This is a genomic window from Yinghuangia sp. YIM S10712, assembly GCF_051388935.1.
Taxonomy (GTDB): domain Bacteria; phylum Actinomycetota; class Actinomycetes; order Streptomycetales; family Streptomycetaceae; genus Yinghuangia.
This window is the reverse complement of sequence record NZ_JBPKBI010000012.1, coordinates 1-25,705: the sequence shown is the minus strand read 5'-3', so window position 1 is coordinate 25,705 and position 25,705 is coordinate 1. Positions and strand designations below refer to the sequence as shown.

The following is a 25,705-nucleotide window of genomic DNA, read 5'->3' as shown; positions in this document are numbered from 1 at the left end:
GGCCAGAACAGCGCCCTGGTCACCGAACCCCGCACGGACACCACCACGGCCCCGGCATCTCTGCCGTGCTGCGAACGCGGCAATCGGCCGCTGGCGGGCGAACGTGGCCGAGCCTGTCTGTGCAACGTCATTCGGTACCGGTGATTCAGTGCTTTGACCTGGACTTATATCCTTGGCGGTACCCGAGTTGGTAGCATCCTGCCATGCCTGCATTGAATGTGGAGTTCTCCGACGACGAACTCGCCGCGCTGCGGTCGGCGGCCCGGGACAGCGGAAAGACCCTCAAGGCGTACGTCCGTGAGCTTGTCGACGGCGACCTCGCCGAGCGCCGCGCCCAAGCCCGCGCGTCGGAAGTGTTCCGGACTTTCGTGGCCGAGAACGCAGCCGCGTTCGACGAGGCTTTCCCCGAGGACGCACCGGGCCGACCGGGCGAGCACCAGGCCGGCCGCGGGGCGGCCTGAAGCAGTGGAGTGGTACATCGACATCCGCTGGCTGCTTGAGCGCCAGACCGAAGTCCTGCCCGGCGGTGAACTGTCCGTCCGCGACTACTCCGCGCTGGTGGCCGCCGTGGCGCGCCACCGCGTCAACACCCCCAGGCTCGGCGAGGACGCCGACGCGGCATGGCGGGCCGCAGCGCTGTTGCACACACTGGTCCGCCTGCGTCCGCTCCCGGCCCGGAACGTGCTGTTCGCCTGCGGAGTCGCGATCGCGTACATGGACGCCTCCGGACAGGCGGTCGACCCGCCCTACGGCGAACTCGTCGACCTGGCACGGGCGATCGCCGACGACACCGCCGACGTGTTCGGCACCGCACACCGGCTCCGAGCCTGGCGCGTCTGAGGCCCCCGGGAACCAAGGAGTCGAAGCCTTGGCTCCGATGAGCCGGCACCCGCGGTCCCTTCGACGCCAACACCGCAAAGGCTTACGCCGGTTCTGCACTCACCCGCCCATGACATCGACGACACGACGTGCCTGCGACCGGGGTCAGACCTGCCGCGCCCCCGGGCGGCCCGCCAGGACCGCGAACGAACCCGCAGTCTCGGCCGGTGCGCCGGGAGTCGCGGTCAGCGCTTCTTGAGGCCGAAAGCCCGAAGCACCTCACGGCCGGCGGTTCCGATCGGGCGAAAGACATTGCGACCCACCCATCGCATCGGCGCCACGACGGCGAAACGCCATACGGCCCGGATCGCCCGGCCGATCGGCGCAAACACGTGGTTCCACGCCCACACCGCCGGCACAACGACCACATGACGCCAGACGAAAGCGATACCGCGACCGATCGGGACAAGCACAGCGCGCCACAGCCACGACAGCGGGCGTACGACCAGGAACGTGAACACCGTGGTCGACACATCCCACGCGAACCGCAGCGCCTGGACCACAGCTCGGCCGACCGGCGCCAGAACCCAGCGCCAGAGCGCGCTCAACGGCACGAGCAGCACGTACCTGACCAGGAACACGATCGGCACCATGACCAGGCGCACCCAGGCCCACGCGATCGCCCGGCCGATCGGGAGCAGCACCCACCGCCACACGAACAGGCCGACCGGATACAGGAACCAGTCCCACACAAGGATCTTGAGGCCCTTGCCGATCGGGCGCAGGAACCAGTCCCACAACGCGATCTTCAAGCCGATCAGGACCGGGCGCAGGAACCAGTCCCACAGCAGCAAACGCACGCCCCTGCCGATCGCCTTGACGAGTTCCCACAACAGACGCAGCGGGACCACGACGACCACCGCGATGATCCGCGCGGGCCAGCGGACCACCGAATACAAACAGCCGTCCCCCGACTCGGGACGTTCCGGTTGCGGAGCGGGCCCCTGCTCGGCGTAGACCTGCCACGCGGGCACGGGCCGCTGCAGCGACCCGCCGGATGGACGCGACGAATCCCCACCGGTCATCGCGGTGGACTGGGACGGATCCTCGCGATCCCCGTTTGCATTCACTCGCGAAGGCTAGCGCTGCCCGAGCCTGAAGGTGGCCCGCACCGACCGCGCAGCGAGCGGCGAGACCGTCTCGGCCGAGGAACGTCACGCCCGAGAGGCCAGCCGGTCCAGGATCTGCGCGGCGGGTTCCGCGGTGGCATGGCGGTAGCCCGTCCCGGCCCACAGATTGATGTGCTCGGGATCGTTCGCGGTTGTCGCGGCGCCGCGCATGGGGCTGGTCAAGTGGTGCAGGGCGGGGTAGCCGTACGGCGCCAGGTCGCTGTACCGATCGGTGAAGTCGTTGCTCAGCGCCCGCGCCGGGCGGCCGGTGAACGCCCGCGTCACCACGGTCCTGCGGGCCGCCGGGTCGGCGAGCGCGGCCCGGTAGGGGGCCGATGTGCCCGCCTCATCGGCACGCAGCAAAGCGGTGCCCACCATGACAGCCGCAGCTCCGGCCGCCAGCGCCTCGGTCACGTCGTCCGCCGTGGCGATGCCACCCGCGGCGACGAGGGGCACGGACACCGCGTTCCGAACCGCCCTCACCAGGTCGGGCAGCGGCACGCCGGGAGGCATGTGCTGCGGCGTCCAGGTGCCCGAGTGGCCGCCGGCGGCTGACGCCTGCACGGCGAGTACGTCGACTCCCGCCTCCACGGCCGCGCGAGCTTCCACCGGTGACGTGACCGTCTGGACCACCAGGGTTCCCGCCGTACGCAAGGCCGCGACGATGCCCGGCTCCGGGACCCCGAAGGTGAAGCTGACGACGGGGACGGGGGAGGAGAGCAGGAGATCGACCTTGTCCGCCCAATGGTCGTCGTCCTCGACGATCCGTGCCCCGGCGGTGTCGAGACCGTACGCGCGAGCAGCCGGCGCGATGGCGCGGGCGAACGCGCTGAAGGCACCGGGATCCACCGGCAAGGCGTTGGGTGCAAACAGATTGACGCCGAAGCCGACACCCGCCGCCCTCACACGGGCAATCTGCGCCTCCACGGCCTCAGCCGTCTTGTATCCGGCGGCGAGGAACCCGAGGCCGCCCGCGCCGGCCGCCGCGACGACCAGTTCCGGCGTGGTGGGGCTGCCCGCCATCGGCGCCGCCAGTACCGGCGTCTCCAACCCCAGGCCAGTGAGCGGCGAAGCCATCCGAGATCTCCTCACAGAACCATCCAAACGCCTGCCCGATACCGGTGGTCCGCCACCACGTCGCCCCATTCTTCATCGCGAGCTCCAGCGGCACAGCCCGGGGCTGTCAGGCGATGGTCCCCTGATGCGGCAGTACTGCCACAGTCGGGTGGTCTCGTCCGATCGGGCCGAGCTTTGCGCTGCCGCCGGGGGAGCCGAGGTCGGAGAAGAACTCGGCGTTCACGGCGGTGAACTGCTGCCAGTCTTGGGGCGTGTCGTCCTCGAAGAAGATCGCTTCGACGGGGCATACGGGTTCGCACGCGCCGCAGTCGACGCACTCGTCCGGGTGGATGTAGAGCATGCGCTCGCCCTCGTAGATGCAGTCGATCGGGCACTCGTCGACGCATGCCTTGTCCTTGACGTCCACACAGGGCGAAGCGATCACAAAAGTCATCGAACTGCCGTCCCCTCGTTTCTGTTTGCCGTTCCGACGCAGCCGACCATAGGACCTCAAGTAATCTTGAGGTCAACAGGAGGCTTTGCATGACGAGGGACAGCTCCGGTGAGGTCCGGGCCCGCCCGGACGACTGGTTGAGCATCGGCGAGGTGAGCGCCCGGACCGGGGCGGCCGTCTCCGCCCTGCGGTTCTACGAAGAGTTCGGCCTGATCGCGTCCGAACGCGACGATCGCAACCAGCGCCGCTACCCGCGGCACATGCTGCGCCGAGTCGCGTTGATCTCGGTGGCGAAACGGATCGGCATCCCCTTGCAGGACCTCCTGGAGGCGTTCGCTGATGTGCCGCTCGATCGTCCTCCCAGCCACGCGGAGTGGCAGCGCGCCTCACGTGGCTGGAAGCGCCGACTGGAGGAGCGTCGGCAGACCATCGAGCGGCTTGAGGCCGAGCTCACCGGGTGTATCGGCTGCGGATGTCTCTCCATGAAGGCCTGCGCTCTGTTGAACCCCGACGACGCGCTTGCCGAGGATGGCGTCGGGCCCCAACGACTGTGACGCCCGCTTGAGGCACCGACTTTCAGACGGCTGACCTGTCTACCGGGCAATTGTCGAGGGCGAGCCGGAACAGTCGCTGCGCAGCGGTTGACCGTCCCCATGCAACGTCATTCCTCCACGTTGTGGTACGGGCACAACAGCGCCCGTCGCGGTCGGCGATCGCCGTGCTGCGCCCAGGTGTTCGCGTCGCCCGCGCCACGCCGGTCCGTCAGGTCTCCCACCGAGTCCGCGCCGGCGCCACCGGCGATCATCCGCTCGCACACGGCGCGGCCCTCGCCGCGATCTCCGCGTCGGACATCGCGGCGAGGGCTCGGGGATGGATCGCCGCCTTCCGGCCGGGTGTTGGGAGAGTCCGCCCGGAAGGCCCTGCCGTGGGCTGTCACTTCGACATGACGAAGTCCAGCGCGAAGCCGGGGGCGGTGGTCCAGTACGTGACGCGTTGGAAGTCGTTGGCGTACAGCGGTGTCGCACCGGGCATGGGGACGTCGACCGGCCCGCCTGCCGTGCTGCCGGAAGTGCTGCCCTGCAGGGTGAGGCTGATGCTGTTCACCTCGTACTCGTCCATCGGCCCATTGAGGACCATGGCCGCGTACGCCTCGTCCCCCGGTGCGAGGGTGACCGGCATGCCCGGGTCCGGATCGCTGTCCTCGATCACCGGGGCCGGCGCCTGGCCGTTGCCGAGCAGGACGTAGGGGTAGCGGTAGAGGTTGCACGTCGTGCTGCCGGCGTTCTGGACGGTGATCAGGAGGTGCCTGGTCTCCGTGGCGTCCGCGGGCTCTTTCTGTGAGGAGACTGCCAGCGCTTCGGTGGTGCAGGGCGCGACGGTCTCGCTGCTGCTCGTGCCGACGCGGCCGTCGGCGGCGCGGCCGTCGGTGGTCGCCGCCCCAACCTTGGCGGCGCTCGACGGACCGGCCGGTCCGGCAGCCGGAGTTCCGGGAGTGCCCGGGTTCGCGGTGCCACCCTCAGCGGTGTCGGGCGACGTCGTGGGGACGGTCTCCAGAAGCGGCGCCGCGGCCAGAGGCCCCGGCGGCGGCAGCGGCGCCTCCGCCTCTGCCTTCGCGTCGCCTCCTGTCAAGGCGACCGTGGAGACGACCGCGACCGCGGCGACCGCGGACACCGTACAAGCCGCCCACCCGGCCCGGCGCTTGCGGCGACGGGCGTCGCTCCCCGCGTCGTCCGGCGAAGGGAAGGGCACGCCGTGCCCCTGTGTGCGGTGCTCATGGCCATGCATTTGTTGTTCCTTTCGTTGTCGGGCCCAGGAGCGTCTCCAGGAGCGGAAAGCCACCCCTGCCACCCCCAAAAAAAGGGCGTCGCCGGCGAGGGCGAGGCAGCTACGCAACATCGCCGAACGAACCGCCTGGCTGCCGACCCGAAACGACTCGTCGAAGACTTCACGCTTCCCTCACACCTCCCTGCCCGGACAAACCCCGACTCGGCGCACCGGGGTTGCATGGCAGCCGAGCCGGTTCTCACAAATGTCGGCGGAAGGCCCCGACAGCGGCGTTCGCACAGGGCTTGATCACAGCGCACCTCACCCTCCCAGGAAGGCCCGTGCTTGCCCTCATGACGGTGTCAACAGCCACGCCCGCCGTACGCCAGGTCTGCCGGACACGGGCTGACCCACCTGTCGGTCTCGACCATGTGAGTGCCGTGGTGAGCGCGCGCACCGAGGTCGCGCCGGACCGGACAGTCCGGACCGACATCCCCGAGACCGTGTCCGCCCGGCGTCCGCCCTGTCCGCCGTCTGTCGCGCGGGCGCTCGAAGACGAGGTCTCGGCGAGGGCCCGGTGCATGGCCGGGGGTCAGGAGGCTGTTCGCGGCTCGGTTTCGGACGTGTCCTCGCGGTGGAGGAAGGTGTTGAGCAGGTCGCCGACGGGGTGGTCGGCCTCGTGGGGGTGGCGCAGGGCCTGGGCGGTGTCGATGGTGTAGCGGTTGCGGCGTCCGACGCGGATGCGGGTGAGGTATCCGGCGTGCTCCAGGTCGGCGACGATGAGCTGGACGGCGCGTTCGGTGATGCCGGTCACGGTCGCGACGTCGCGCAGCCGCGCTTCGGGGTCGCGTGCGAGGCACAGCAGGACGCGGGCGTGGTTGGTGAGGAAGGTCCAGGCGTCGCCACGGGCGGAAGGAACGCTCATGCATCCACCCTAGCCCCTCGCACGAACAATGATTGGCGAAAACAATTTCGCGTAACTGTTGACGCAAATCTTTGTTCGGGTGACGCTGGGGGTGTCGCTGCCGCCGTTCCCGAAGGCGTGATCCCCCGTGAATCTCCAGCTCTCCCGCCCGCCCGCACCGGCCGTTCCCGTGCGGGGCCGCCTGTCGGCCCCGCAGCCGGTTGCGGCTGTGCTGGCCGACCGCCTCGACGACGTCGCCGTGGCCGAGACCGCGGCACGCATCGCCGCCTCGCGCGGGGTGCCGCTGCTGCTGATCGCCGTGCTGCCGCCCGCGCCCGTGCCGGGCACGCGTGCTCGGCCGGACGACCCGGAGGCCCGGGCCGTGCTTGCACGGGTGCTGCCGCGGGTCCCCCGGCACCACGCCGCCCACATCCCGGCCGTGTACCGCCGTCCCCACGGGCGGGGCACCCGGCTGGGCGCGGCGGCAGGAGTGCTGGCGCTGGCCTCCCACCATCACGCGCCGCTCGTGGTCGCCTCCCGAACCGGCCCGGCGGGGCTGGACGCCTTCTCGCTGATCGAGGCCGCCGCGATCCGCGGCGGGCCGCCGGTGCACGCCGCCTCCCCGCTGCCCTGGGCACAGCCGACGGCGCCCGGCCGCCCTCCCACATGACAACCCCGGCGGCTTACCGCGGACACGCTCCCCGGTCGTTTCCGCCCTTTCCCCGACGAGGAAGCCGATCACCATGAATGACATGTCGTTCGCGGTCCCGCTGTGGGTGTGGGCCGCCGTCACCGTCGGCATCTGCCTGATGCTCGCTGTCGACCTGCTCGCCCACCGCGACAACCACGTGATCGGCTTCCGTGAGGCCGCGATTTGGAGCGGCGTCTGGATCGCCGTCGGCCTCGGCTTCGGCCTGATCCTCCTGGCTTGGCAGGGCGGGGAGGTGTCCTCCACGTACTACGCCGGCTACCTGATCGAAAAGGCCCTGTCGATCGACAACGTCTTCGTCTTCGCGCTGGTCTTCTCCTTCTTCGCCGTCCCCGACGCCTACCAGCACAAAGTCCTCTTCTGGGGCGTGCTCGGCGCACTCGCGGCACGGCTGGTCTTCATCTTCGTCGGCGCCGAACTGCTCCAGGTCTTCTTCTGGACCGCCTACCTCTTCGGCGCGTTCCTGATCTGGACCGGCTGGAAGATGGCCGTCTCCAAGGACGAGGAGGTCCACCCCGACCGCAACCTTGTCGTTCGCCTGGTCAAGAAGATCATCCCCACCGACCCGCGTTACCACGGCGGCAAGTTCTTCACCCGCATCAGCGGACGCAAGGTCGCGACGCTGCTGTTCGTCGCCCTCATCGCGATCGAGGCCACCGACCTGATCTTCGCCGTCGACTCCGTCGCCGCCGTCCTGGCCATCACCACCAACACCTTCCTGGTGTGGACGGCCAACGCCTTCGCCGTGCTCGGCCTGCGCAGCCTGTACTTCTGCCTCGCCGGACTCCTGCGCCGCTTCGCCTACCTCCACTACGGCCTCGCGGTCCTGCTCGCCTTCGCCGGCGTCAAGCTCATCCTGTCCGAGACCCCCGTCGGCAAGCTCCCCATCCCCCTCACCCTCTCCGTCATCGCCGTCACCATCACCGTCTCCATCGCCTGGTCTCTCATCGCCACCCGCGGCGAGGACGGCGAGAGCGGCGAGTCCGCATCCCGGACGGACCACGCAGCAGACGCGCAGCCACACCCGGCCACCGGCACCCACGCCTCGACCCCCTCCGCCGACGCGCACCATCCGGAAGGACGGCCGTGATGGCCCGCTCCAGGTCCGTGTACGCGTACACCGTCACGGGCCGGACGTCCGGGCGAACGCCGCAGCGTGGGGGCCGCCGCTCGGGCGGTGCGGTCAGCTGCGGCGAGCACGTCGGCGGCGAAGTCGGCCCGGATCTTGTCGTGGCCGGGTTCGCACGGTGGCGCGTACGGCACGCGGGCGACGCCTGCGGGCTGCCGGGCGTGCACGAGGACCAGTTCGGATCCCCGCAGGGCGGCCTAACGGGCCGCCCGGCCGACGACTCCTCGTCGCTGCCGGTACCGGCGACCGTTGGCCGACAGCGTGCGAACCAGCGGCTCGGGTGAGGCGTTCGAGAGGCATTGCCTCAAAGCGCGGCTGTGTCGGCTTCGGCCAGGGACCGCACCGGTACAAGCCGAAGCCAGACAGTGCCCTTGTTCGGTCGCAGCGTCGTCTGAATGCGACACAAGGTGTCGGGTTTTCGGAGGATCCTTGATTCACCGGTCGGCGCCGATGGCGGCCCCACGGACCGGGTCGGACGGACAGACAAGGACCACCATGGCGTTCAAGCCCGATACATCGGCACCGGACCTCCGCGGGAAGATCGCCCTGGTCGCGGGGGCCACCCGGGGCGCCGGGCGTGGCATCGCGGTGCAGCTCGGCGCGGCGGGGGCGACGGTCTACGTCACCGGCCGCACGACTCGGGAGCGGCGCTCGGAGTACGACCGTCCCGAGACCATCGAGGAGACCGCCGAGCTTGTCACCGCCGCAGGCGGAACGGGCATCGCGGTGCCGACCGACCACCTGGTGCCCGAGCAGGTCCGTACGCTGGCCGAGGGCATCGACGCCGAGCAGGGCCGGCTCGACGTGCTGGTCAACGATGTCTGGGGCGGCGAGCGGCTGTTCGCGTTCGACACGCCGGTCTGGGAGCACGACCTCGACGACGGACTTCGGCTGCTCCGCCTGGGCGTGGAGACACACGCGATCACCAGCCACTTCCTGCTGCCGCTGCTGGTACGGCAACCGGGTGGGCTCGTCGTCGAGATGACCGACGGCACCGCCGCGTACAACAGAACGCATTACCGCAACTCGTACTTTTACGACCTGGTCAAGAACAGCGTGCTGCGCATGGCGTTCGGGCTCGCGCACGAGCTGAAGCCGCACGGCGGCACGGCGGTCGCGCTCACCCCGGGCTGGCTGCGCTCGGAGATGATGCTCGACGGGTTCGGCGTCACCGAGGAGAACTGGCGGGACGCGCTGGCCACGGTCCCGCACTTCTGCATTTCGGAGAGCCCGTCGTACGTCGGACGCGCGGTCGCGGCGCTGGCCGGCGACGCCGACGTCGCGCGCCGGAACGGCCAGTCCCTGTCCAGCGGACAACTCGCACAGGAGTACGGCTTCACCGATCTCGACGGTTCGCGCCCGGACTGCTGGCGCTACCTGGTCGAGGTCGAGGAGCCAGGCAAGCCCGCGGACGCGACCGGTTACCGGTGACAGATATCCCGGCGCGCCGCCCCGGTTTCGCAGCTCCGGCGGGCCCAGTGCCTCGACTCGGAGTTGCGGCGGAGCGAGCCGTTGGGATCGACGCTGAGAGGTCAGGTGTCCTGCCAGGCGAACGCCGCGCGGTCGAACCGGCGGGCATCGAGGTCTTCCCGGCGGATGTACCAGTACCGGTAGCCGGTATCGGAACACCAAAGCGCGGACCGGTAATCCGGTGGGAATTGGGCGAGCGTCAACCACTGCCTGCATTCGGCTTGCCAGGCTTCGAGTTGGCCGGGACCGGTCTGCAACGACTCGTCGCCGACGATGTCCCACAGCGACGGGTTCTGGGGCGAGAACGGGTAGCCGCCCAATTGATGGTCCAAGTGTTCCCAAAGATCCAGGGCGTCGTGAAAATCACCGTCGTAGAGCGCCTCCGAGACACGGGCGTCCGTGGTGTCGAACTGATCCTCCAGGACGTGTGACGCCTGGGACGGCGCGGTGAACTCCACCGACACCGTCAGCGGTTCCGCCGAGACAGGCCGCAGCACGTGCGGCGGCGTCCGCCGCCTCACGGTCGTCCCGGCCGGAATGTGGAGGACGCGGTGCGCCTGCGGTACGCCGTCCAGCGAGGGCATGGTGCTCTCGCACACCTGCCCGTCGAACAAGAAGAAGTACAGCAGGCCGGAGTCGGGCAGGTTCAGATTCCCGCGCGGCAGCGCACCGAGGTCGAAGCCGGCGATCAGCGACAGCGGCCCCTCCCCATCCCAGGTCGGCCAGGGCATGTCCGGTGGCATCAGCGGTTCTCCGCCGCGGTGTGCGACGGCCGGGTCGGCGTCGTCGCCATGCCGGAACTTCAAAGTCGGCCGCAACAGTCCTGTCCACTGTTCGGCGAGGTCCGGTGGGAGGTATTCGTGTGCCGTGCGAATCAGCCGGGCGGACTCTTCCGGCAGTGTCCCGAGATCCATTCGCGGATCCTAGAGCGAAACCGCTGCCGCCACCGTCGTCACGGGTTCCCTCACGTCGGCTGCGCCACCCCCCAAAGGCGGCCACTGACTGCCGCGACGGCACCGCGGCGCGCCCGGTCGCCAACGGCGTTCACCGCGGGCGCCCGCCGCATCCGCGCGGTCCGCGACACAACGGTGCCCGTCTTCGCCGTCACCCTCGCCGGTTTCCTCGACACCCCCGGCACCGGCATCGTTCGCGGCCGCGGCTGACCCGCCGCATGGCGCCGGGGGAGCCGCGGTCGCGCCCCGACCTGCCCAGCTCGTGGACGTGTCACTGCCCGGGGGCGGTCACGGTTCTTTCCAAGTTCGGGTGGGTACCGGCGCGGTCTGCGATGAAAGGCTGCCGGTGAGCTATTTCGGATTCGTCTCGGTCTTCGTCCTGCCGCCCGTGCTTGTCCTGGCGTTGGCTTTGGCGGCGGACCGGGGCACCGACCCGGTCGTGCGCCGCCGGGGTCTGGCCGCGCTCGGTGTGTATGTCGTCGTGGCGCTGGTGTGGACGGTTCCGTGGGACCGGTGGGTGATCGGGCGCGGGTTGTGGTCGTACCCGGACGAGCGCGTCCGGGCATGGTGGTGGGGCGTCCCGGCGGAGGAGTTCGGCTTCATCGTCGCGCAGGCGTGCACCGTGGGCCTGTGGACGTGCCTGGTCGCCGGGCGGCGCGCCAGGCGGTGGCCGTTCCAGCCCGCCACGGCCCGGCTGCGTCTGGTATCCGCCGCCGGGTGGACGACTGTGGTGGTCGTCGCTGTCCCGGTGGCGGCGGCAGGGCCGGACAGCGCGTTCTACCTGGCGGCGCTCGCGGCGTGGTGCGGCGTCCCGGCGGCGGTGCAGCGCGCGGTCGGGGCGGATGTGCTGCGCGCCGAGCGGGGGGTGCGGGCGCTGGCGGTGTTGCCGCCGGTGGCGTACCTGTGCGCGGCGGACTGGTGGGCGCTGACCGACGGCATCTGGATGATCTCGCCCGACTTGACGGCGGGTCTGCGGCCGATGGGTCTCCCCGTGGAGGAGGTTGTCTTCTTCCTGGTGACCAGTCTGCTGCTCGTGGACGGGCTGCTGCTGACCATCCACCCGGCTGTCCGGACCCGAGTCCTGCGTTCCGAAATGGTGTCGGCCGGGGCCACCCAGTGACGGCGACATTCGGGAAGGCAGGACGGTGTGAAGAAGCGCAGGGTGCCCGGCCGCACCGACCGGGTCGTCGTTGTCGGCGCGGGCCTGGGCGGGTTGTCCGCGGCGCTGCGGCTGGCCGGGGCCGGCCGCGAGGTGACGGTTCTCGAACGCGGCGCTGCTCCCGGCGGACGGGCCGGGTCGCTGACGGTGGCGGGGTTCACCTTCGACACGGGGCCGACCGTGCTGACCATGCCGGGGCTGATCGAGGACGCCCTCGCGTGCGTGGGCGAGAACCTGCCCGATTGGCTGGACCTGCTGCCGCTGAGTCCGGCCTACCGGGCGCACTACGCGGACGGTTCGACGCTGGACGTGCACGCGGACGTGGAGGCCATGGCCGCCGAGGTGGCCCGGGTGTGCGGGGCGGCGGAGGCGGCCGGATACCGGGCCTTCGTCGCCTTCGTCGCCGAGTTGTTCCGGCGCCAGTACACCGACTTCATCGACAGCCACGCGGACCTGCCGGGCGTACTGCGGCCGAACCTGGCCCGGCTGGTCGCCATGGGCGGCTTCCGGCGTCTGTCGTCCAGGGTCGGGGAGTTTTTCGCCGACGAGCGACTGCGCCGGGTCTTCTCCTTCCAGGCGATGTACGCCGGTGTCCCACCTGATCGCGCGCTGGCGCTGTACGCGGTGATCGCCTACATGGACACGGTCGCGGGCGTGTATTACCCGCGGGGCGGTGTCCACGCGGTCCCCCGGGCGCTGGCCGGGGCCGCCGAGAAGCACGGCGTGACCTTCCGGTACGGCACGGAGGTCGTGGCGGTCGAGACCCGCGGCGGGCGGGCCGAGGCGGTGGTGACGGCGGCCGGAGAGCGGTTCACCGCGGACGCGTTCGTCCTCAATCCGGATCTGCCGGCCGCCTACGGGGACCTGCTGCCCGCCCGTCACACCCCGAGGCGCCTGCGGCGGCTGCGCTCGTCACCGTCGTGTGTGGTGTGGCATGTCGGAGGGGCTCGGGCGTACGACCATCTCGCCCACCACAATCTGCTGTTCGGGGAGCAGTGGGATGAGGTGTTCGCCGATGTGATGGACAGAAAGGTGCCGATGCGGGACCCCTCACTGCTGGTCACCAACCCGACCCGCAGCGACCCCGCGGCGGCCCCTGCCGGGGCGCAGACGTACTACGTCCTCGCGCCCGCACCGCATTTGGGCGGCGCCACCGACTGGCGGGCTCGGGGCCGGGCGTATCGCGATCACTTGGCCGCGACCCTTGAGGCGCGCGGTCTCACCGGCTTCGGCGGCGCGGTCGTGGCCGAGCACCTGGTGACCCCGGCGGACTGGCTCGACCAGGGGCTGGCGATGGGCACCCCCTTCTCCGGCGCGCACACGCTGCTGCAGACGGGACCGTTCCGGCCCGGGAATCGGGTGCGTGGCCTGGACAACGTCGTCCTCGCCGGATGCGGCACCCGTCCGGGCGTCGGCGTGCCGATGGTGCTGTTGTCCGGGCGGCTGGCGGCCGAGCGCATCATCGGACCCGTGCGTTGACCCCGGCCGGGGGTTGGTCGCCGAAAGACGTGACGCTCACGCGGCGTTCGGCACGCGCGGCGATCGCCGCGCGCCCGGCATGGCGCGCGGCCACCGCGAGCCTCGTGCGGCGGGGGACCGTCACGCGACCGGTGAGCACCTGGTAGCCGGACCGTTCGACCTCCCGCAGGATTCCCGAGTACAGCGTGAAGGCGGTGGCGATGCACGGGCGTGACGACGAGGCGAGCATCGCGATGCCGGGAGCCGCGGCGCGGTAGTGGGCCCACGCGCGGCCCATCTCGAACCGCAGCAGGTCACGGATGCCGTCGGTGACCCGGCCGGCGGCCAAGTCCGCAGGCCTGACCTTGAACCGGTCGAGGTCCCACATCGGCAGGTAGATCCGCCCTCGGGCGAGGTCTTCGCCGACGTCGCGGATGAAGTTGGTCAGTTGGAAGGCGAACCCGAGCTGTCGGGCCGGCTCCCGGGCTGCGGCTCGGTCCACGGGTTCGAGGATCGGTGTGGTCATCGTGCCGATGACCGCGGCCGATCCTTCCATGTAGGTCAGCAGATCCTCATAGGTGTCCCAGTGCGTGCGTGTCAGATCGGCCTCCATGGAGGCCGCGAACGCCTCGAAGTCCGCCCGGTCGAGGTCGAACGCCCGGACCGTGTGAACAACCGCGGGCAGGATCGGATCGTCCACCGGTACACCGTCCAACGCGCGTCGCAGCCGGCCGGTGAACCGTCGCAGCTCCCGAAGCCGCTCGCCGGGGCGCGTGTCCGCCCGGGCGTCGACGATTTCGTCCGCGTAGCGGGCGAAGCCGTAGAGCGCGTGAACATGCCGGCGCTTCCAGCGGGGGAGCAGCATCGTCGCGAGGTAGTACGAGCGGCCGTGGCGTGCGTGAAGCCGTCGGCAGCGTTCGTATGCGGCGGACAGCGTCACCGGCTCGGCCGTCCGGCTTCGGCCGCCGGTCGCGTCCCCGTACAGCAGCTCCATGCGGCTCTCCCGGTGCGTTCGGGCCACCGGCGACAGCCGGTTCGTCGCGAACGCTGTGCCCGAACCGCAGGTGAGGCACCCGGCGCGTTCGGGTGCTTCTTCTCCTGCACGGGCCTCGAAGCCGGGGCATGGCTGTGGGCGGCGAACTTCATGGGCGGCCCGGCTTTGCCCCCTTGCTCGTGAGACGTCTCCTCTGCCGCTCGCCCCGCCGTCATGGACGGGCCCCGCGAGCCGTCACACGCCGGACAAGCCGAGACGCGCGCGGCTCCCCGGCCTGCGGCTTACGCTCACGGAATGGAGCAGCCCGGTGGCGGTCACGGTCCCGAGTGTCGGGACGAGGACCTCGCGCAGTGGGCCGACCAGCACGGTGGTCACAGGCCGGAGGGCAGTCGCGTCGTCTTGGGATGGCTGGCGCTGATGCGGGCCCTGGCCGGGGCCACGTGGATGAGGTCGGTGCCGCCGAATGCGGTGACGATGGCGGCGCTGGGCATGGCCGTCGTGGCAGTCGTGCCGGCTGCGGCAGGGGGCAGATGGGCCCTGGCAGCGGCCGGATTGGTGTTGGTGGCCGGGGTGCTGGACGGCCTGGACGGCGCGGTCGCCCGGCGGCAGGGGCGGGCCGGGCCCCGCGGCGCGGTCCTGGACGCGATGGCCGACCGTTGCACCGACGTACTGCTGGTGATGGTGCTGTGGCTGCTCGGGGCCTGGCCGCGCTGGTGTGTCGCGGTCGTCGTCCTGGTGCTGCTGCACGAGTATCTGCGGGCTCGTGCCAACGCCGCGGGCATGGCCGGGGTGGGGGCGATCACGGTGGCGGAGCGCCCGACGCGGGTTGTTGTGGTCGTCGTGTTCGCCGCGTGTCAGGGGGTGTTCGCCGACTGGCCGTTCGGTGCGTCCGGACGGTGGGCCGTGGCTGCCGTGGTCGCGTGGACGTCGGTGTCCGTTGTGGGCTTGGTCCACCTGGGGGTCGCGGTGCGCCGTGGGCTGCCCGCCGCTCCCGGGCGCGGGTGAGTCGGTTCTCAGGCGGGGCCGATCTGGCGGGCGACGATAGCCGCTGACAGCGCCACCAGCGGCAGGCCGCCTCCGGGGTGTGCGGAGCCACCGACGAGAAAGACCCCCGGCACGGGCGAGCGGTTGGACGGGCGCAGGAAAGCCGCGCGGGCGCCATTCGAAGAGCTGCCGTAGATGGCGCCGCCGGGGGCCGCGGTGGCGCGCTCAAGGTCCGCCGGCGTTCGCGTCTCGCGCCACAGGACCCGATGGCGTACGTCCAGCCCGCGGGCGGCCATGACGTCGAGGATGTTGTCGGCGTACGCGGAGGCCCGACCCGGCGCGTCCCAATCGACGGTGCCCGGGCTGCCGGGCGGGCCGGAGCGGGGAGCGTTGACCAGCACGAACCACGCCTCATGGTCGTCGTCGGGGCGCAGGGTCGAATCGTCGGGCGCGCTGACATACACGGTGGGGTCGGCCACCGGTCGTGTGCGGTTGCCGAACAGCGCGTCGAACTCGGCGTCGTAGTCGGCGGGGAAGAGCACACGGTGGTGGGCGGGGCGGGGAGTCCGGCCGCGGAGGGCGAGCAGCACGACGAACCCGGACAAGGACGGCTGGGTCTTTTCCAGGGAGCGCAGTGGCCGTCGGGCTCTTGGGTCGTCGACGAGGCGGCTGTACAGGTGTCGGGCGTCGGCGTCGCAGACCACGATGTCCGCCGGGAGGACACGGCCGTCTGCGGTGGTCACCCCGGAGGCCCCGCTTCCGGTGGTGTTCACCTGCGCCACCTCCGTGTCGAGCAGAACGCGCACGCCGAGTTCGCGGCAATGGTCTGCGAGGGCTTCGGCGAGTCGGCGCAGGCCGCCGCGCACGTACCAGCAGCCGAAGTGCTGTTCGGCCCAGACGATCGTGGCAAGGGCAGCGGGCGCGCGGCGGGGGTCGGAACCGGTGTAGGTGGCGTAACGGTCGAGGAGCATGCGCAGGCGCGGGTCGCGCAGTCGGGTCCGGCCCAGGGTGCGCAGCGAGCGCCACGGGGCGACGCGGACCAGGTCGCGGATGGCTGTGGCGCGGCCGGCGAGGTCGCGGAGCCCGGCGAGTGGCTGTTCGAGCACGGGGCGGCCGACGACGCGCCACAGGTCGCTCGCGTGTGTGGTCAGACGCTGCCAGTCCGCGGCTGCATCCGGCCCGAGGACGTCGGCGAGGGCGGGTCCGACGGCGGCCTGGTCGTGCGGCATGTCGAGTTCGGTGCCGTCCGGGAAGCGATAGCGGAAGGCCGGGTCGACCGGCAGCAGGTCGACGGCGTCGCGCAGCCGGGCGCCGGTCTCGGCGAACAATTCCTCGTAGACGTGCGGCATGGTGAGGAGTGAGGGCCCGGTGTCGAACGTGAAGCCGTCGCGGGTGTAGGTGCCCACTTTTCCGCCGGCCGCCGCTGTTCGCTCGCAGAGGGTGACGCGGTGCCCCAGGGCGGCGAGGCGGGCGGCGACGGCCAAACCGCCCATGCCCGCGCCGATCACGATCACCCGTGCCACGGCGGGTACGCCTGTGGGGTGTGGACGGGGCGACCCTTCCAGTGGAGCGTCCCACGGCGGTGGTGCCGGAACGACCGGGCGGTGAGCACCCCCCAGACGATGACCGACAGCGGATGGGCGAGGCTGTCCGGCCACGCCCGCCCTCCGGTGCGGCGCGCGCAGATCACCCGTCCGGCGACTGCGAACGCGTAGCCGAGTGCGCCGGTGCGCGAGCCCGCCAGCGCCGCGGCCGGAGGGACGAGGTAGACCAGCGCCAAGGCCGCGCCGACTGCTGCGGCCTTGCCCGGAGCGCCGAACGCGGCCCACAGTGACTTGCTGTAGCCGTCCCTCAGATCGGCCCAGCCCTCGTACATGCGGCAGACGGCCAGGTGGGTTCCGTCAACGACCACACCCCGTCCCCAGGCGCGCTTGACCGCTCGAAGCAGAGCGATGTCGTCGAGGACCCGCTCGGAGGCCGTCCGTAAGGCGCCGAAACCGCCGCAGGCGTCGTACGCGTGGCGGTCGACGACGAGGAACTGTCCGTTGGCGGCTGTCAGGGACGGCCGCCGGGACCGTTCGGCCGCTTGCAACGGAAGAGTGGTCAGCCACGACCACTGCAGCAGCGGCTGGACCAGTCGTGGCGCGAGGCCGTCGGCCAGTTGCCGAGGATACGGCGAGACGAGATCCAGCCGGGCTTGCCGCAGCAGCGCGACGGATGCGGCGACCGCGTGCGGTGCCAGGATCACGTCCGCGTCGACGAACACCAGGACGCAGCCGCGGGCGGCGGCGGCCAGCCGTTCGCAGGCGCGGGTCTTGCCCGCGGTCACCGGGCCCGGCCCGTCGCCACCGCGGATCACCTTGAATGCGGCCCGGGTGGGCGCCGCGAAGGCCGCGGCAGTGGCGGCCACTGCGGTGTCGTCCGTCGAACCGTCGTCGAGGACGAGTACCTCCAAGTCGTCCACACCCTGCTGCGCCAACAGGGAACGGACACAGGCGCCGATGTTCCCGGCCTCGTCCCGTGCCGGGACCAACACCGAGACCGGCTCTCGGACTTGCGGCGGTGTCGACGGCGGAACCCGCAACCGCGCGGCGTTCACCCATGCATGCGCGGCGCCCGCGGCGGCGAGGACGGTGCCGCATCGCACCAGCGCCCGCCAACCGAGGGCGTTCATGCCGGGGTCCGAGGCCGGCCCTGCGCGGCCGGGGCGGTGCGATCCCGCAGCGCGCGCACGGTCCGCAGTGCGAAGGGCAGGGCCGTCAACCCCATCAGGACGCCGCCCGCCAACGCCGCGCCCGGTCGGTCGAAGAACAACGCGCCGGCCATGGCGGACGACGCGTATGTCCACAGGTACAGCGCAGCGGGCGGGCCCTGCGGCGCACCGGTGTGCGTCGTGTCCTCCGGGAGCAGTCGGTGCAGGGCCGCGACCATGGCGACCGCGACGGCCAGCCAACCCGCGTAGTTGGTGAGGGGGACACCCGGTACCCCGGGCAGGGCCGGCCGGGGGTCGGCCCAGCTCCAGTGCCCCTCGTCCACCATGCGCGGGTCCAGGAAGACGTCCCACGAGGCCAGGGCCCAGCCGCCGACCGCGCCCACGGCCCACGTCCCGCAGCGGTCGGCGCCCGGGCGGGCGAGGGTGCGGCCGACCACGAGGGACGGGTAGGCCATCATCGCCCACGCCAGGGGCACCAGCACCGGGACCTGCGCGACGTCCGGCCCCAGACCGCCGCCGTAGGTGTAGGTGCCGAACGGGAAGCCTGTGCGCAGCCCGGCCGCCTCCACCGCCCAACCCCCGACCGCGCAGACCCCGAGCACCGCCGCGGCGCCCCGCGCGCCGTGCCTGCTCCACGCTGCCAGAACCGACGCGGCGCAGCAGGTGAGGACCGTCCCCTGGGTCAGACGGTCCCGCCCGGTCTCCGGCCACAGGGGTGTGATCATCTGGAGTCCGACGGCCGCGCCCGTCAGGGCCCAGGTCCAGGCCCCTGCCCGGGGACGGCCGAGGGTCTCCGGCGGCCCGGCCGGCGCGGTGGTCACCCGGCCGCCTTGGCGGTGGACCCGTAGGTGGTCCCCGCATGGCTGCCGGACATGCGCTGCACGCGGAAGGTGGCGAACAGCTCCTCGGCGTACCACCGCGTCCGGGGGGTGAGACGGACGGCCCGTCGGTGGGCCGGCGAGTCGTGGGCGAACGCACGCATGGCGTCGGCGTCATGCCAGACGCTGAAGGTGCCCTGGCGTCCGAACGGGTTCTCGCCGACACCGAACGCCATGATCTTGCCCGGGGATGTGCGCAGTTCGGCCGCGATGGCGGGTACCGCGCGGCGGAACGCGGTGTGCCGGCCGAGGGCCAGGCGGGCGCGGGTGAGTGCCGCCACCGGTTCCGGACCACGGTGTTCGCCTCGGGCTTCCGCGGAGCCGAAGGGCGCGCGGCCGTCCCAGCTGCCCCGCCACGTCACCGGCTCCAGCACGAGGCGCAGCCGCTCTTCGCTCGCCGCGTCGCGCCTTCGCACGAGGGGACTGTCGTCGAACGCGTCCGCGTGCTCGGGCGCCGACCAGGTCGCGAACAACGCCCAGTGCCGCCAGTCCGCATCGCGGGGCGAGAAGGTGCGGCCGTGGCCGGTGCCGAGGAACTTCGCGAAGTGCAGGCCTCGCAGTCCGCGCAGGCTCGGCCGGTCCAGGCTCGCCCGGGCGGCGAACCACGGCACCCATGTCGCTGCGGCGCCCCACACATGCACCGTGGCCCAGAGCGGTCGGGCGAGGCCGGGATTCACGGCGACCATGCCGGTGGTGGGGCGGTGAGGCCGATGGGCATGCGGGTGGCCTTCCCGAGGTCGGGGATCGGGGCGTGGAGGCGGGGTTACCCCGCGGCGACCGGGGCGCAACCGGGTTCACGCCAATGGCCCAGGGGCATGGTGTCCGGCCCGTCCGTCGCGGCCGGCGCCCGACCCGGGCCAGGTGGTGTCGAGTTCGAGGGCGAACCGGTAGCCGGCCAGGGCGATCATGTGCAGCAGGTAGGTCCACAGCGCGACTGCCGCGGCGGCACCGACCTGCTCGTAGCCCCCGAACGGGACGCCCAGGTCCAGCGGGATGGCGATGAACACGACGAAGCCCTCAAGGAAGCCGGCCAGGAAGGACCCGACGGTGAAGCCGCCGACGAAGCAGGACTTCCACCGGGGGGTGACGGGGCCGAGAATGCGGTAGCTCACCGCCAGCAGTGGGGACAGCAGCACCCAGTTGACCGCGAAGGCCACCAGCACTCCGGCGACGGTGCCGCCCGCGCCGCGCGGGAACAACGACGCCAGCAAGGGGCCACACGCGAGCACTACGACCAGTGCGGGGAGAGCGAGGACGAGCAGCGGAAGAAAGGCGAGACGCCCCCGCCAGCCGACCCAGCGGCGGCGTTCGCGGCCACCGGGCGCTACGTGGCCGAACGTACGGCGCAGCCCTTCGCCGTACAAGGTCGCCGGCAGCAGGCCCGCCAGCGCGGCCGGCAGCGGCAGGGCGACGGCGTTCTCGACGAATTCGCGGAACACGTCGTCGGCGCCGAGTCCGTCGGGCAGGGCGGCAGCCGTGTGCCTGCCCCAGTCGACCACTCGGTCGTCACCGATGGCCCAACTCGCGAAGGTCAGCAGCAGCACCAGCGCCGGGACCAAGGCGATGGCCGCGTAGAACGTCGCTGCGGCGGAGCACATGGCCAGGTCGGTTCCCCGAAGTGCCCTCGCCGTGGCGGTGGCCGCACGCCGGCCCGCCTGCCACCGGCGGTCGGCCTCGGCGATCCACCCGCGATGGGTGACGGCTCGGGCGGGCACAGCCGTGCGCTTACCCACCGGCGCGAGGCAGCAACCAGTGGCATGCCACGGGGGCGCTGCGGCGCGTGCGACAGCCGGATCCGACGCACTCGCCCAAGCCCGGTGCGATCCGCGGAGGCGTCAGGGAGTGTGGTCGAGTGCTCGGCGCGCGAACGGCCCCAAGGCCTGCACGGCCGTGCGGTCGGCGCCGACGCGCACATCGACCGGGAGCACGGCGGGCCGCGAACTGCACCTGAGCGTTGATTCACGGCCACTCCCGCGATGGCCCGGCTCGGCTACCCCCTTGAGCCGCCGAGTCGCCCGACGAAGTCGCCCAGGAAGCCCTCGACAACATCGCCAACGGTCCGCTGCGGATCGCGGGGCCGGGGCCGGGGTCCGTCTCGGTCGGCTCAAGACGGGTGCAACCGTGGCTGATTCTCCGGCTACCCGACGACTGCGAATAGCTCCGTCACAGCATCAGCCAGCTCCCGGTCCCCACTCGACTGCGAGCGCTTCCGGGCGCTCTCGATGGGGATCCCCCGGGTCGCCAGGCGCCAGAAGGTGTCCTGGTCCATGGAGACGTGCGCGTACGGCTTCCGCTCGGGTGTTCCCAGACGCCACCGGTCGGCCTGGCGTACCGCGGTCCACCGGCCGCCGGACGGTCCGCTTACCTCGAGGTGGACCGCCGTTCCGGCCGGCCGCGTGTGTTCCTGGAGGGCGGCCGGCAAAGCTCGGGCGAAGATGTCCAGGACCGGGGCCATGAGCTCGGGTTCGTCGGCGCCGGGGCGGGAGACGGCGTCGCGGATCTGCTGCTGGTGCACCCAGAACTCGGTGTACTCGCGGCCGATGTCCAGCCATGCCGGGCTGGGGAGGTCCGAGGCGGCCCAGGAGACGTCAAGATCGGCCGGCGCGTAGAGGTCTCTGGTCGACCACACCGCGTCCAGTTGGGGACCCAAGTGCTCCAGCAGGTCCATCAGCAGCTGCGGGCTGAGCTGGCGGCTCGCCCGGACGAACTCGTCGTTGGTGCGGGCCAGGTAGGTCGGCAGTGTGTCGTCGCCAGCGAAGACGGCGCCGGGGTGCCCGTCGCGGCTGCCCGAGAGACGTCGCATGTAGTCGTTGAGCACATGGCCCACGACATCGTGGACGTCCCAGCCGGGACACACCGTCGGCTTGGCCCAGTCCTCCGGACCCAGCGCACGCAGCAGCCCGAGCAGAGCTCGTCGCTCCAGTGGGAAAAGCCGGCGAACATCAATGGCCGGACCGAAGATCGTTATGTGCCGACGGTATGTGCTGCCACTGCCCGGCGCACCGGAATTCGTCCGCCCAGCGACCGCGGACGGATTCTTGGGGCGTCCACGGGAGTTCGGACCACAGAGTTGCGCCCAGGGCTCCGCGACCCTTCAAGCGGTGTGCCGTCGGGACCGGCCACCGGGTTGCACGGCGGAAGCACCGCGGTAGTCCACCAGCCGGTGGTCGCCGGTGGGGTCTTCGTACGTGTCGGGGGCGCTGTTGGGTCACTTCAGGACAATGCACCCACGGCGGGCCAGGTGGTCGAGGAGTCGCGGGGCGGGCTCGATCTCGTTCCAGCGGAGGTCCAGTTTCTCCAGCGAGGGCATCCGGGCAAGCCAGCCGGGCAGCTCCATGACGCGGTTGGCACGTAGATCGAGGTGCCGCAGGAGCGGGAGCTCGGCGAGAGACTCGGGAACCTCGGTCAGCGCGTTGTCCCGCAGGTCGAGGTGACGCAGTTGGGTCAGTTCGGCTGCGGATTCCGGTAGACGTTGAAGGGCGTTCCCGCGGAGCCACAGCTCTCGCAGCTGAGACAGCCCGCCAATTGTGTCGGGGAGCCGGGCCAGGTTGTTGTACTGCGCCCGCAGTTCGGTGAGGCAGCGCATGTTCCCTATGGTTCCCGGGAGTTCGGTGAGGTTGTTTTCGCCGACGTTGAGATAGCGCAACCGCGTCAGCCGTCCCAGCGACTCGGGGAGCTCTGTCAAGCGGTTGTCGTGCAGGTACAGGAAATCGGTGAGTGCCGCCAAATCGCCAAGTTCGCTGGGGACCGCGGTGAGCGCGTTGTGCCCCAGATCCAGCGTGTGCAGACGATGTAAAGATCCGACCTTCGGGGAAATCGTGGTCAACCCGTTCTCCGCGAGAATCAAGACGTTCAGGTCGGTCTGCAGCCAAACCGACTCCGGCGCCGTGCCCAGACTGTGCCGCCATAGATTCAATGCATGTTCCACGAGATCGCCCCCACGCTGTTTGCGGCCTCCCCCAGGACTACGCCCGCCGGCCTTTCACCGCCCGCGACAACATAACCCTCGGCCAAGGCCCCCGCGACGACGCCACCGAGGTCATCGCCCGCCTTCCCCACGGCCTGGACACCTCACTCGCCCGCTCCTGGTGGGGCGGCCACGAACTCTCCGGCGGCCGGCGGCAACACATCTCGGCAGCCCGCGCGTTCTACCGCGCCGACACGTTCCTCCTCGTCGCCGACGAACCCACCGCCGTCCTCGACCCCCGCGGTGACGAAGCGGTCCACGACCGCATCCGCACCCGCCGACCGCGGCCGAACCGTCCTGCTCGCCACCCACCGCCTCGGCTCCCCCCGCAACGCCGACCGCATCATTGTCCTCGACCGCGGCCGCATCATCGAACAGGCCCGCCATGACGAACTCATCATCCCAGGCGGTGAGTACGCGGCGACGTGGACCATCCAGGCGGCCACCTACCACACCGTCCCCCAGGCACGTTGAGCTTGGCACCCCGCGATCAGGGGGAGGAGGCGACACGCGTCGCACCGTCCGATGGTCTCCCTTTTCCGGTTACGGGGTGAAGTGTGCGTTGTCCGACGGTTGTTGGCACGGTGAACCGCACCGAGATCTCCCGGACATGCCGTGGCCGCGGCAGCATGGTTCGTATCGGCTCCCGGCCACTGATCCGGAGGACGTGATGTCGCGAGGAGTTCGGCTACTGACTGCCGCGACGGCATTGCGGCGCGCGCCTGGTCGCCAACGGCGTTCACCGCGGGCGGTGGACACCCACCCCCGGCCGCGGCGGTGCAAGCCGCGCCGCCTCGCAGATCACCTGCAGTGACGCTGCGGTGATCAAGCAGACCCTGCCCAACATCCTCCATGACGGCGAGACCGCTACCAAGCGCCCGTCCCTGAACGGAAGCCGGGAGCCCGATCGATCCGGGGCCCTGAAGAAGGACACAAGGGACAACCACCCGCTGGGCGCGTCCGACTCAGCCACGCTGCCTACGACTCGGCGGGGGCCAACACGACGGGATTCCGCTGCCTATAAGTCAGCGCGAGTGTCGCCGTCCCCGCGGACAGCAGTACGAGCGACACCAGCGCCGGGAGCAGCACGACGAGACCGCCGGCCGCCACGGAGGCAACGCCCGAGACCAGGAGCGTGGTCGGGCGACGGCCGGTGGTGCGCCACAGGATCGCGCAGGCGCCCAGCAGAAACAGGCCCACCCCGCCCGTCAGCGACCACGCGACGATGCCGTGCAGGGGTTCCGACAGCTCATAGTGCGAGTCGTCGGCGACCTGGTGCGCGACCTTCTTGATGCCCAGCGCCGCCAGTACGATCCCGGCGACGAGCGGCAGGTGCAAGAAGGTGTAGACGTCCCGGGCGAAGCCGGTGCGTTCCTCCCGGGCCTCGGTGAGGCGGTGTTCGGCCGCCTCGGCGACCCGCCGGAAGTACACCCGCCACAGTGCTACCGCCAAGAGGAGGGCCGCTGCCGCGGTCACGAGCACGGGCGCGTTCAGCGGCAGCCCGGCCACACCCGCGCCGATCGCCATCAGTGACTCCCCCAGCGCGATGATGACGATCAGGCCGTGTCGTTCGGCGAAGTGGGCCGGGGAAGTCACCCGCCAGCCGGACGCCCCGATCACGTAGATGGCGCCGTAGTCCACAAGTACCGCCGCCAGCCACAGGATGATCTGCGCGGCGCCGTCCAGCGCGGCGCCGACGAGCAGCAGCACGAACGGCGGGCTCACCGACAGCAGTGCGGCGCGGCGTATCGTGGCCCGAAGCTCCGCGTCACCGGGCGCGGACAGCCAGTACGCCACCAGGTGCAGGACACGGACCGCGCCGTAGCACAGCACGAACACCAGCGGCACGGGGAAGCCGGTGTCGTGGTCGCTGTAGACCTGCGGGACGGCCAGCGTGACCACCAGCACCGCCGCCATGACGCTCACGAGGACACCGAGGAGCGCCCCGGTGTCGGCGCGTACGACGTTGCCCAGCCACGCGAAACAGCACCAGCACCACCACAGCAGCGCCAGCACCACCACGGCGCCGAGCATGCGCAGCGCGCTCGTGTTCTCCGCCATCAGCGCGGTGACCTGGGTTATCGCGAACACGAAGACCAAGTCGAAGAACAGCTCGGCGGGTGTCACCCGGTGCTCGTCAGTGGTTGCCGTCAGACGTGGCCGGGCACGTTCACCGGGCATGTGTGTTTCCCCTCCCCTTGGGCCGCTGCGGTCGGCCGCCGCCGGAACATTACCGGCGACGAGGTGACCGCCGGCAGGGGAGTAGCGCTCCGCTCCGAAGCCCCCACCGTGATCGACGCCGACCGGCGACTCGGGGATGGGGAGCGACTCCGTCCAAGGCGTCCTGCGCGTGGTAGGCGAGTGGATCACCGGCCGGCTCCAGGACCGGTGAACCAGAACAGCGCTGACGGGCATGCCCAACCCCGAACCCCCGGCCGGCGAAAGTCCCTTCGATCGCTTGATCCGCGTAGGTCAGGGGCGCGTGCGAAGCCAGCCGCCGCCGGTGGCTCGTGGAATTCCGCTAGCGGTCGGCCGCACATCGAGCTCGTCGAGCCGGTGGCGTTCACCGCCCGCACCGTTCGGCGCCGACCCCCGTTCAGCACGACTGACTCAGTCGTTCGACTTCGGTGTCGATCCCCGTCGAAGTCGTCCGGCCCCGTGAGCGGGGCGCGCAGCTGGCTGTGCGTCTGTCGGGCCGCGGCTGCCGGAGGTAGGTGCCGCGGCCAGAACGGCGCGGGCGTGCGCGGAGTCCAGGCCCAGCGTCCCGCTGCCGTGGAAGACGGTCAGGGCAGCCGGGTAGTACTCGCGCAGATGGGAGCGGAGCTGGTTGACCATCTGGCCCTTCTCCCAGACGGCGTCCTGGTGGGCGCGGGCCAGGACGGCGATGGCCTGGGCGGTCGCAAGGCGGCCGCGCGTGGCTCCGGAGGGCAGCGGCAGAGCTTCGCTTGGAGCGGCTGCGGCCCTTCGAGGAGCAGTCCCAGCACATCTGGGAGGAACTGCGCCAGCAGAGCAATGTCGACCTGCGGTCGGTGCGCCTGGTCGGCAGCGCCAGCGTACGCAAGCTCGCCATGGACGTCGCCGTCGACGGCCGTGAGGCATCGGCGCTGAGTGTCATGAGCCAGGGC

The 25,705-nt window shown here is 71.2% G+C and carries 28 protein-coding genes; 12 read left to right on the top strand and 16 right to left on the bottom strand.

Annotated elements, in window-relative coordinates; translation table 11 throughout:
• Positions 1-203 precede the first annotated feature (203 nt).
• Both ACRX5W_RS22425 and ACRX5W_RS22420 read left to right on the top strand, forming a co-directional pair.
• Complete coding sequence (locus ACRX5W_RS22425; protein ID WP_436790047.1) at positions 204-461, top strand: hypothetical protein; 258 nt, start codon at positions 204-206, stop codon at positions 459-461.
• A gap of 4 nt (positions 462-465) precedes the next feature.
• Complete coding sequence (locus ACRX5W_RS22420) at positions 466-840, top strand: toxin Doc (protein ID WP_436790046.1); 375 nt, start codon at positions 466-468, stop codon at positions 838-840.
• Between the two features lie 224 nt (positions 841-1,064).
• Here ACRX5W_RS22420 and ACRX5W_RS22415 read toward each other — a convergent pair whose 3' ends face one another.
• From ACRX5W_RS22415 to fdxA, 3 genes are all read right to left on the bottom strand, one after another.
• The gene (locus ACRX5W_RS22415) at positions 1,065-1,949 is read right to left on the bottom strand and encodes a hypothetical protein (protein ID WP_436790045.1); all 885 of its coding nucleotides are present in this window, start codon (positions 1,947-1,949) and stop codon (positions 1,065-1,067) included.
• A gap of 84 nt (positions 1,950-2,033) precedes the next feature.
• A complete protein-coding gene (locus ACRX5W_RS22410; protein ID WP_436790044.1) occupies positions 2,034-3,065 on the bottom strand; it encodes an NAD(P)H-dependent flavin oxidoreductase in 1,032 nt (343 codons plus the stop codon).
• Positions 3,066-3,171: 106 nt separating this feature from the next.
• Positions 3,172-3,498, bottom strand: coding sequence for a ferredoxin (gene fdxA / locus ACRX5W_RS22405; protein ID WP_436790043.1), 327 nt, complete (start codon positions 3,496-3,498; stop codon positions 3,172-3,174).
• Positions 3,499-3,587: 89 nt separating this feature from the next.
• On the opposite strand from fdxA, the gene soxR reads away from it, so the two are divergent.
• Positions 3,588-4,052 (top strand): redox-sensitive transcriptional activator SoxR, encoded by a 465-nt coding sequence (gene soxR / locus ACRX5W_RS22400; RefSeq protein WP_436790042.1) that lies wholly within the window; start codon positions 3,588-3,590, stop codon positions 4,050-4,052.
• Positions 4,053-4,431: 379 nt separating this feature from the next.
• Here the strand turns inward: soxR and ACRX5W_RS22395 are convergent, their stop codons facing one another.
• Entirely contained in the window at positions 4,432-5,283 is an 852-nt protein-coding gene (locus tag ACRX5W_RS22395; protein WP_436790041.1) for a DUF4232 domain-containing protein, read from the bottom strand.
• A 571-nt stretch (positions 5,284-5,854) separates the two neighbouring features.
• Positions 5,855-6,187, bottom strand: a complete 333-nt coding sequence (locus ACRX5W_RS22390; protein ID WP_436790040.1) for a helix-turn-helix transcriptional regulator — start codon at positions 6,185-6,187, stop codon at positions 5,855-5,857.
• Between the two features lie 127 nt (positions 6,188-6,314).
• On the opposite strand from ACRX5W_RS22390, the gene ACRX5W_RS22385 reads away from it, so the two are divergent.
• The 4 genes from ACRX5W_RS22385 (at position 6,315) to ACRX5W_RS22370 (ending at position 9,435) form a co-directional block, all read left to right on the top strand.
• Positions 6,315-6,836, top strand: a complete 522-nt coding sequence (locus tag ACRX5W_RS22385; RefSeq protein ID WP_436790039.1) for a universal stress protein — start codon at positions 6,315-6,317, stop codon at positions 6,834-6,836.
• Positions 6,837-6,909: 73 nt separating this feature from the next.
• The gene (locus ACRX5W_RS22380) at positions 6,910-7,965 is read left to right on the top strand and encodes a TerC family protein (protein ID WP_436790038.1); all 1,056 of its coding nucleotides are present in this window, start codon (positions 6,910-6,912) and stop codon (positions 7,963-7,965) included.
• Positions 7,965-8,288, top strand: a complete 324-nt coding sequence (locus tag ACRX5W_RS22375) for a hypothetical protein (RefSeq protein WP_436790037.1) — start codon at positions 7,965-7,967, stop codon at positions 8,286-8,288. The genes ACRX5W_RS22380 and ACRX5W_RS22375 overlap by 1 nt, the downstream gene beginning before the upstream one ends.
• Positions 8,289-8,499: 211 nt before the next feature.
• Positions 8,500-9,435 carry an SDR family oxidoreductase gene (locus ACRX5W_RS22370; protein ID WP_436790036.1) on the top strand — a complete coding sequence of 312 codons (936 nt, stop codon included), beginning with the start codon at positions 8,500-8,502 and terminating at the stop codon, positions 9,433-9,435.
• 101 nt (positions 9,436-9,536) lie between these two features.
• On the opposite strand, the gene ACRX5W_RS22365 is transcribed toward ACRX5W_RS22370, so the two are convergent.
• The gene (locus ACRX5W_RS22365; RefSeq protein ID WP_436790035.1) at positions 9,537-10,388 is read right to left on the bottom strand and encodes a DUF1963 domain-containing protein; all 852 of its coding nucleotides are present in this window, start codon (positions 10,386-10,388) and stop codon (positions 9,537-9,539) included.
• A gap of 385 nt (positions 10,389-10,773) precedes the next feature.
• On the opposite strand from ACRX5W_RS22365, the gene ACRX5W_RS22360 reads away from it, so the two are divergent.
• Together ACRX5W_RS22360 and crtI are read left to right on the top strand one after the other, a co-directional pair.
• Positions 10,774-11,547 (top strand): lycopene cyclase domain-containing protein, encoded by a 774-nt coding sequence (locus tag ACRX5W_RS22360; protein ID WP_436790034.1) that lies wholly within the window; start codon positions 10,774-10,776, stop codon positions 11,545-11,547.
• 27 nt (positions 11,548-11,574) lie between these two features.
• On the top strand, positions 11,575-13,065 hold the full coding sequence (gene crtI, locus ACRX5W_RS22355; protein ID WP_436790033.1) for a phytoene desaturase family protein: 1,491 nt from the start codon (positions 11,575-11,577) through the stop codon (positions 13,063-13,065).
• On the opposite strand, the gene ACRX5W_RS22350 is transcribed toward crtI, so the two are convergent.
• Positions 13,046-14,038 carry a phytoene/squalene synthase family protein gene (locus tag ACRX5W_RS22350; protein ID WP_436790032.1) on the bottom strand — a complete coding sequence of 331 codons (993 nt, stop codon included), beginning with the start codon at positions 14,036-14,038 and terminating at the stop codon, positions 13,046-13,048. The two genes, crtI and ACRX5W_RS22350, sit on opposite strands and share 20 nt — an antisense overlap.
• Positions 14,039-14,332: 294 nt before the next feature.
• Between ACRX5W_RS22350 and ACRX5W_RS22345 the strand changes: the two genes are divergently transcribed.
• Entirely contained in the window at positions 14,333-15,043 is a 711-nt protein-coding gene (locus ACRX5W_RS22345) for a CDP-alcohol phosphatidyltransferase family protein (protein WP_436790031.1), read from the top strand.
• Positions 15,044-15,051: 8 nt separating this feature from the next.
• On the opposite strand, the gene ACRX5W_RS22340 is transcribed toward ACRX5W_RS22345, so the two are convergent.
• The 7 genes from ACRX5W_RS22340 to ACRX5W_RS22310 form a co-directional block, all read right to left on the bottom strand.
• Positions 15,052-16,545 (bottom strand): phytoene desaturase family protein, encoded by a 1,494-nt coding sequence (locus ACRX5W_RS22340; RefSeq protein WP_436790030.1) that lies wholly within the window; start codon positions 16,543-16,545, stop codon positions 15,052-15,054.
• On the bottom strand, positions 16,533-17,696 hold the full coding sequence (locus tag ACRX5W_RS22335; RefSeq protein WP_436790029.1) for a glycosyltransferase: 1,164 nt from the start codon (positions 17,694-17,696) through the stop codon (positions 16,533-16,535). Before ACRX5W_RS22335 ends, ACRX5W_RS22340 begins: the two co-directional genes overlap by 13 nt.
• On the bottom strand, positions 17,693-18,556 hold the full coding sequence (locus ACRX5W_RS22330) for a carotenoid biosynthesis protein (protein WP_436790028.1): 864 nt from the start codon (positions 18,554-18,556) through the stop codon (positions 17,693-17,695). The genes ACRX5W_RS22335 and ACRX5W_RS22330 overlap by 4 nt, the downstream gene beginning before the upstream one ends.
• Positions 18,553-19,299 carry a hypothetical protein gene (locus ACRX5W_RS22325; RefSeq protein ID WP_436790027.1) on the bottom strand — a complete coding sequence of 249 codons (747 nt, stop codon included), beginning with the start codon at positions 19,297-19,299 and terminating at the stop codon, positions 18,553-18,555. Before ACRX5W_RS22325 ends, ACRX5W_RS22330 begins: the two co-directional genes overlap by 4 nt.
• A gap of 108 nt (positions 19,300-19,407) precedes the next feature.
• A complete protein-coding gene (locus ACRX5W_RS22320; protein WP_436790026.1) occupies positions 19,408-20,346 on the bottom strand; it encodes a YhjD/YihY/BrkB family envelope integrity protein in 939 nt (312 codons plus the stop codon).
• A 404-nt stretch (positions 20,347-20,750) separates the two neighbouring features.
• Positions 20,751-21,536: a maleylpyruvate isomerase family mycothiol-dependent enzyme gene (locus ACRX5W_RS22315; RefSeq protein ID WP_436790207.1), complete on the bottom strand. Its 786-nt coding sequence runs from the start codon at positions 21,534-21,536 to the stop codon at positions 20,751-20,753.
• A 285-nt stretch (positions 21,537-21,821) separates the two neighbouring features.
• Positions 21,822-22,541: a leucine-rich repeat domain-containing protein gene (locus tag ACRX5W_RS22310; RefSeq protein WP_436790025.1), complete on the bottom strand. Its 720-nt coding sequence runs from the start codon at positions 22,539-22,541 to the stop codon at positions 21,822-21,824.
• A 282-nt stretch (positions 22,542-22,823) separates the two neighbouring features.
• On the opposite strand from ACRX5W_RS22310, the gene ACRX5W_RS22305 reads away from it, so the two are divergent.
• Positions 22,824-23,054 carry a hypothetical protein gene (locus tag ACRX5W_RS22305; protein ID WP_436790024.1) on the top strand — a complete coding sequence of 77 codons (231 nt, stop codon included), beginning with the start codon at positions 22,824-22,826 and terminating at the stop codon, positions 23,052-23,054.
• Positions 23,055-23,558: 504 nt separating this feature from the next.
• On the opposite strand, the gene ACRX5W_RS22300 is transcribed toward ACRX5W_RS22305, so the two are convergent.
• Both ACRX5W_RS22300 and ACRX5W_RS22295 read right to left on the bottom strand, forming a co-directional pair.
• The gene (locus tag ACRX5W_RS22300; protein ID WP_436790023.1) at positions 23,559-24,761 is read right to left on the bottom strand and encodes a low temperature requirement protein A; all 1,203 of its coding nucleotides are present in this window, start codon (positions 24,759-24,761) and stop codon (positions 23,559-23,561) included.
• Positions 24,762-25,190: 429 nt separating this feature from the next.
• The gene (locus tag ACRX5W_RS22295) at positions 25,191-25,415 is read right to left on the bottom strand and encodes a hypothetical protein (protein WP_436790022.1); all 225 of its coding nucleotides are present in this window, start codon (positions 25,413-25,415) and stop codon (positions 25,191-25,193) included.
• 110 nt (positions 25,416-25,525) lie between these two features.
• Here ACRX5W_RS22295 and ACRX5W_RS22290 point away from each other — a divergent pair.
• Positions 25,526-25,705 (top strand): hypothetical protein (locus ACRX5W_RS22290; protein ID WP_436790021.1); only part of this gene is annotated, 180 nt, incomplete at its 3' end.

Excerpts from the sequence above, each read along its gene's own strand:
- ACRX5W_RS22425 (WP_436790047.1), top strand. The coding sequence starts at position 204 with ATGCCTGCATTGAATGTGGAGTTCTCCGACGACGAACTCGCCGCGCTG.
- ACRX5W_RS22410 (WP_436790044.1), bottom strand. The coding sequence starts at position 3,065 with ATGGCTTCGCCGCTCACTGGCCTGGGGTTGGAGACGCCGGTACTGGCG.
- fdxA (WP_436790043.1), bottom strand. The coding sequence starts at position 3,498 with ATGACTTTTGTGATCGCTTCGCCCTGTGTGGACGTCAAGGACAAGGCA.
- soxR (WP_436790042.1), top strand. The coding sequence starts at position 3,588 with ATGACGAGGGACAGCTCCGGTGAGGTCCGGGCCCGCCCGGACGACTGG.
- ACRX5W_RS22395 (WP_436790041.1), bottom strand. The coding sequence starts at position 5,283 with ATGCATGGCCATGAGCACCGCACACAGGGGCACGGCGTGCCCTTCCCT.
- ACRX5W_RS22390 (WP_436790040.1), bottom strand. The coding sequence starts at position 6,187 with ATGAGCGTTCCTTCCGCCCGTGGCGACGCCTGGACCTTCCTCACCAAC.
- ACRX5W_RS22380 (WP_436790038.1), top strand. The coding sequence starts at position 6,910 with ATGAATGACATGTCGTTCGCGGTCCCGCTGTGGGTGTGGGCCGCCGTC.
- ACRX5W_RS22375 (WP_436790037.1), top strand. The coding sequence starts at position 7,965 with ATGGCCCGCTCCAGGTCCGTGTACGCGTACACCGTCACGGGCCGGACG.
- ACRX5W_RS22370 (WP_436790036.1), top strand. The coding sequence starts at position 8,500 with ATGGCGTTCAAGCCCGATACATCGGCACCGGACCTCCGCGGGAAGATC.
- ACRX5W_RS22365 (WP_436790035.1), bottom strand. The coding sequence starts at position 10,388 with ATGGATCTCGGGACACTGCCGGAAGAGTCCGCCCGGCTGATTCGCACG.
- ACRX5W_RS22350 (WP_436790032.1), bottom strand. The coding sequence starts at position 14,038 with ATGGAGCTGCTGTACGGGGACGCGACCGGCGGCCGAAGCCGGACGGCC.
- ACRX5W_RS22345 (WP_436790031.1), top strand. The coding sequence starts at position 14,333 with ATGGAGCAGCCCGGTGGCGGTCACGGTCCCGAGTGTCGGGACGAGGAC.
- ACRX5W_RS22335 (WP_436790029.1), bottom strand. The coding sequence starts at position 17,696 with ATGAACGCCCTCGGTTGGCGGGCGCTGGTGCGATGCGGCACCGTCCTC.
- ACRX5W_RS22325 (WP_436790027.1), bottom strand. The coding sequence starts at position 19,299 with ATGGTCGCCGTGAATCCCGGCCTCGCCCGACCGCTCTGGGCCACGGTG.
- ACRX5W_RS22300 (WP_436790023.1), bottom strand. The coding sequence starts at position 24,761 with ATGCCCGGTGAACGTGCCCGGCCACGTCTGACGGCAACCACTGACGAG.
- ACRX5W_RS22295 (WP_436790022.1), bottom strand. The coding sequence starts at position 25,415 with ATGGTCAACCAGCTCCGCTCCCATCTGCGCGAGTACTACCCGGCTGCC.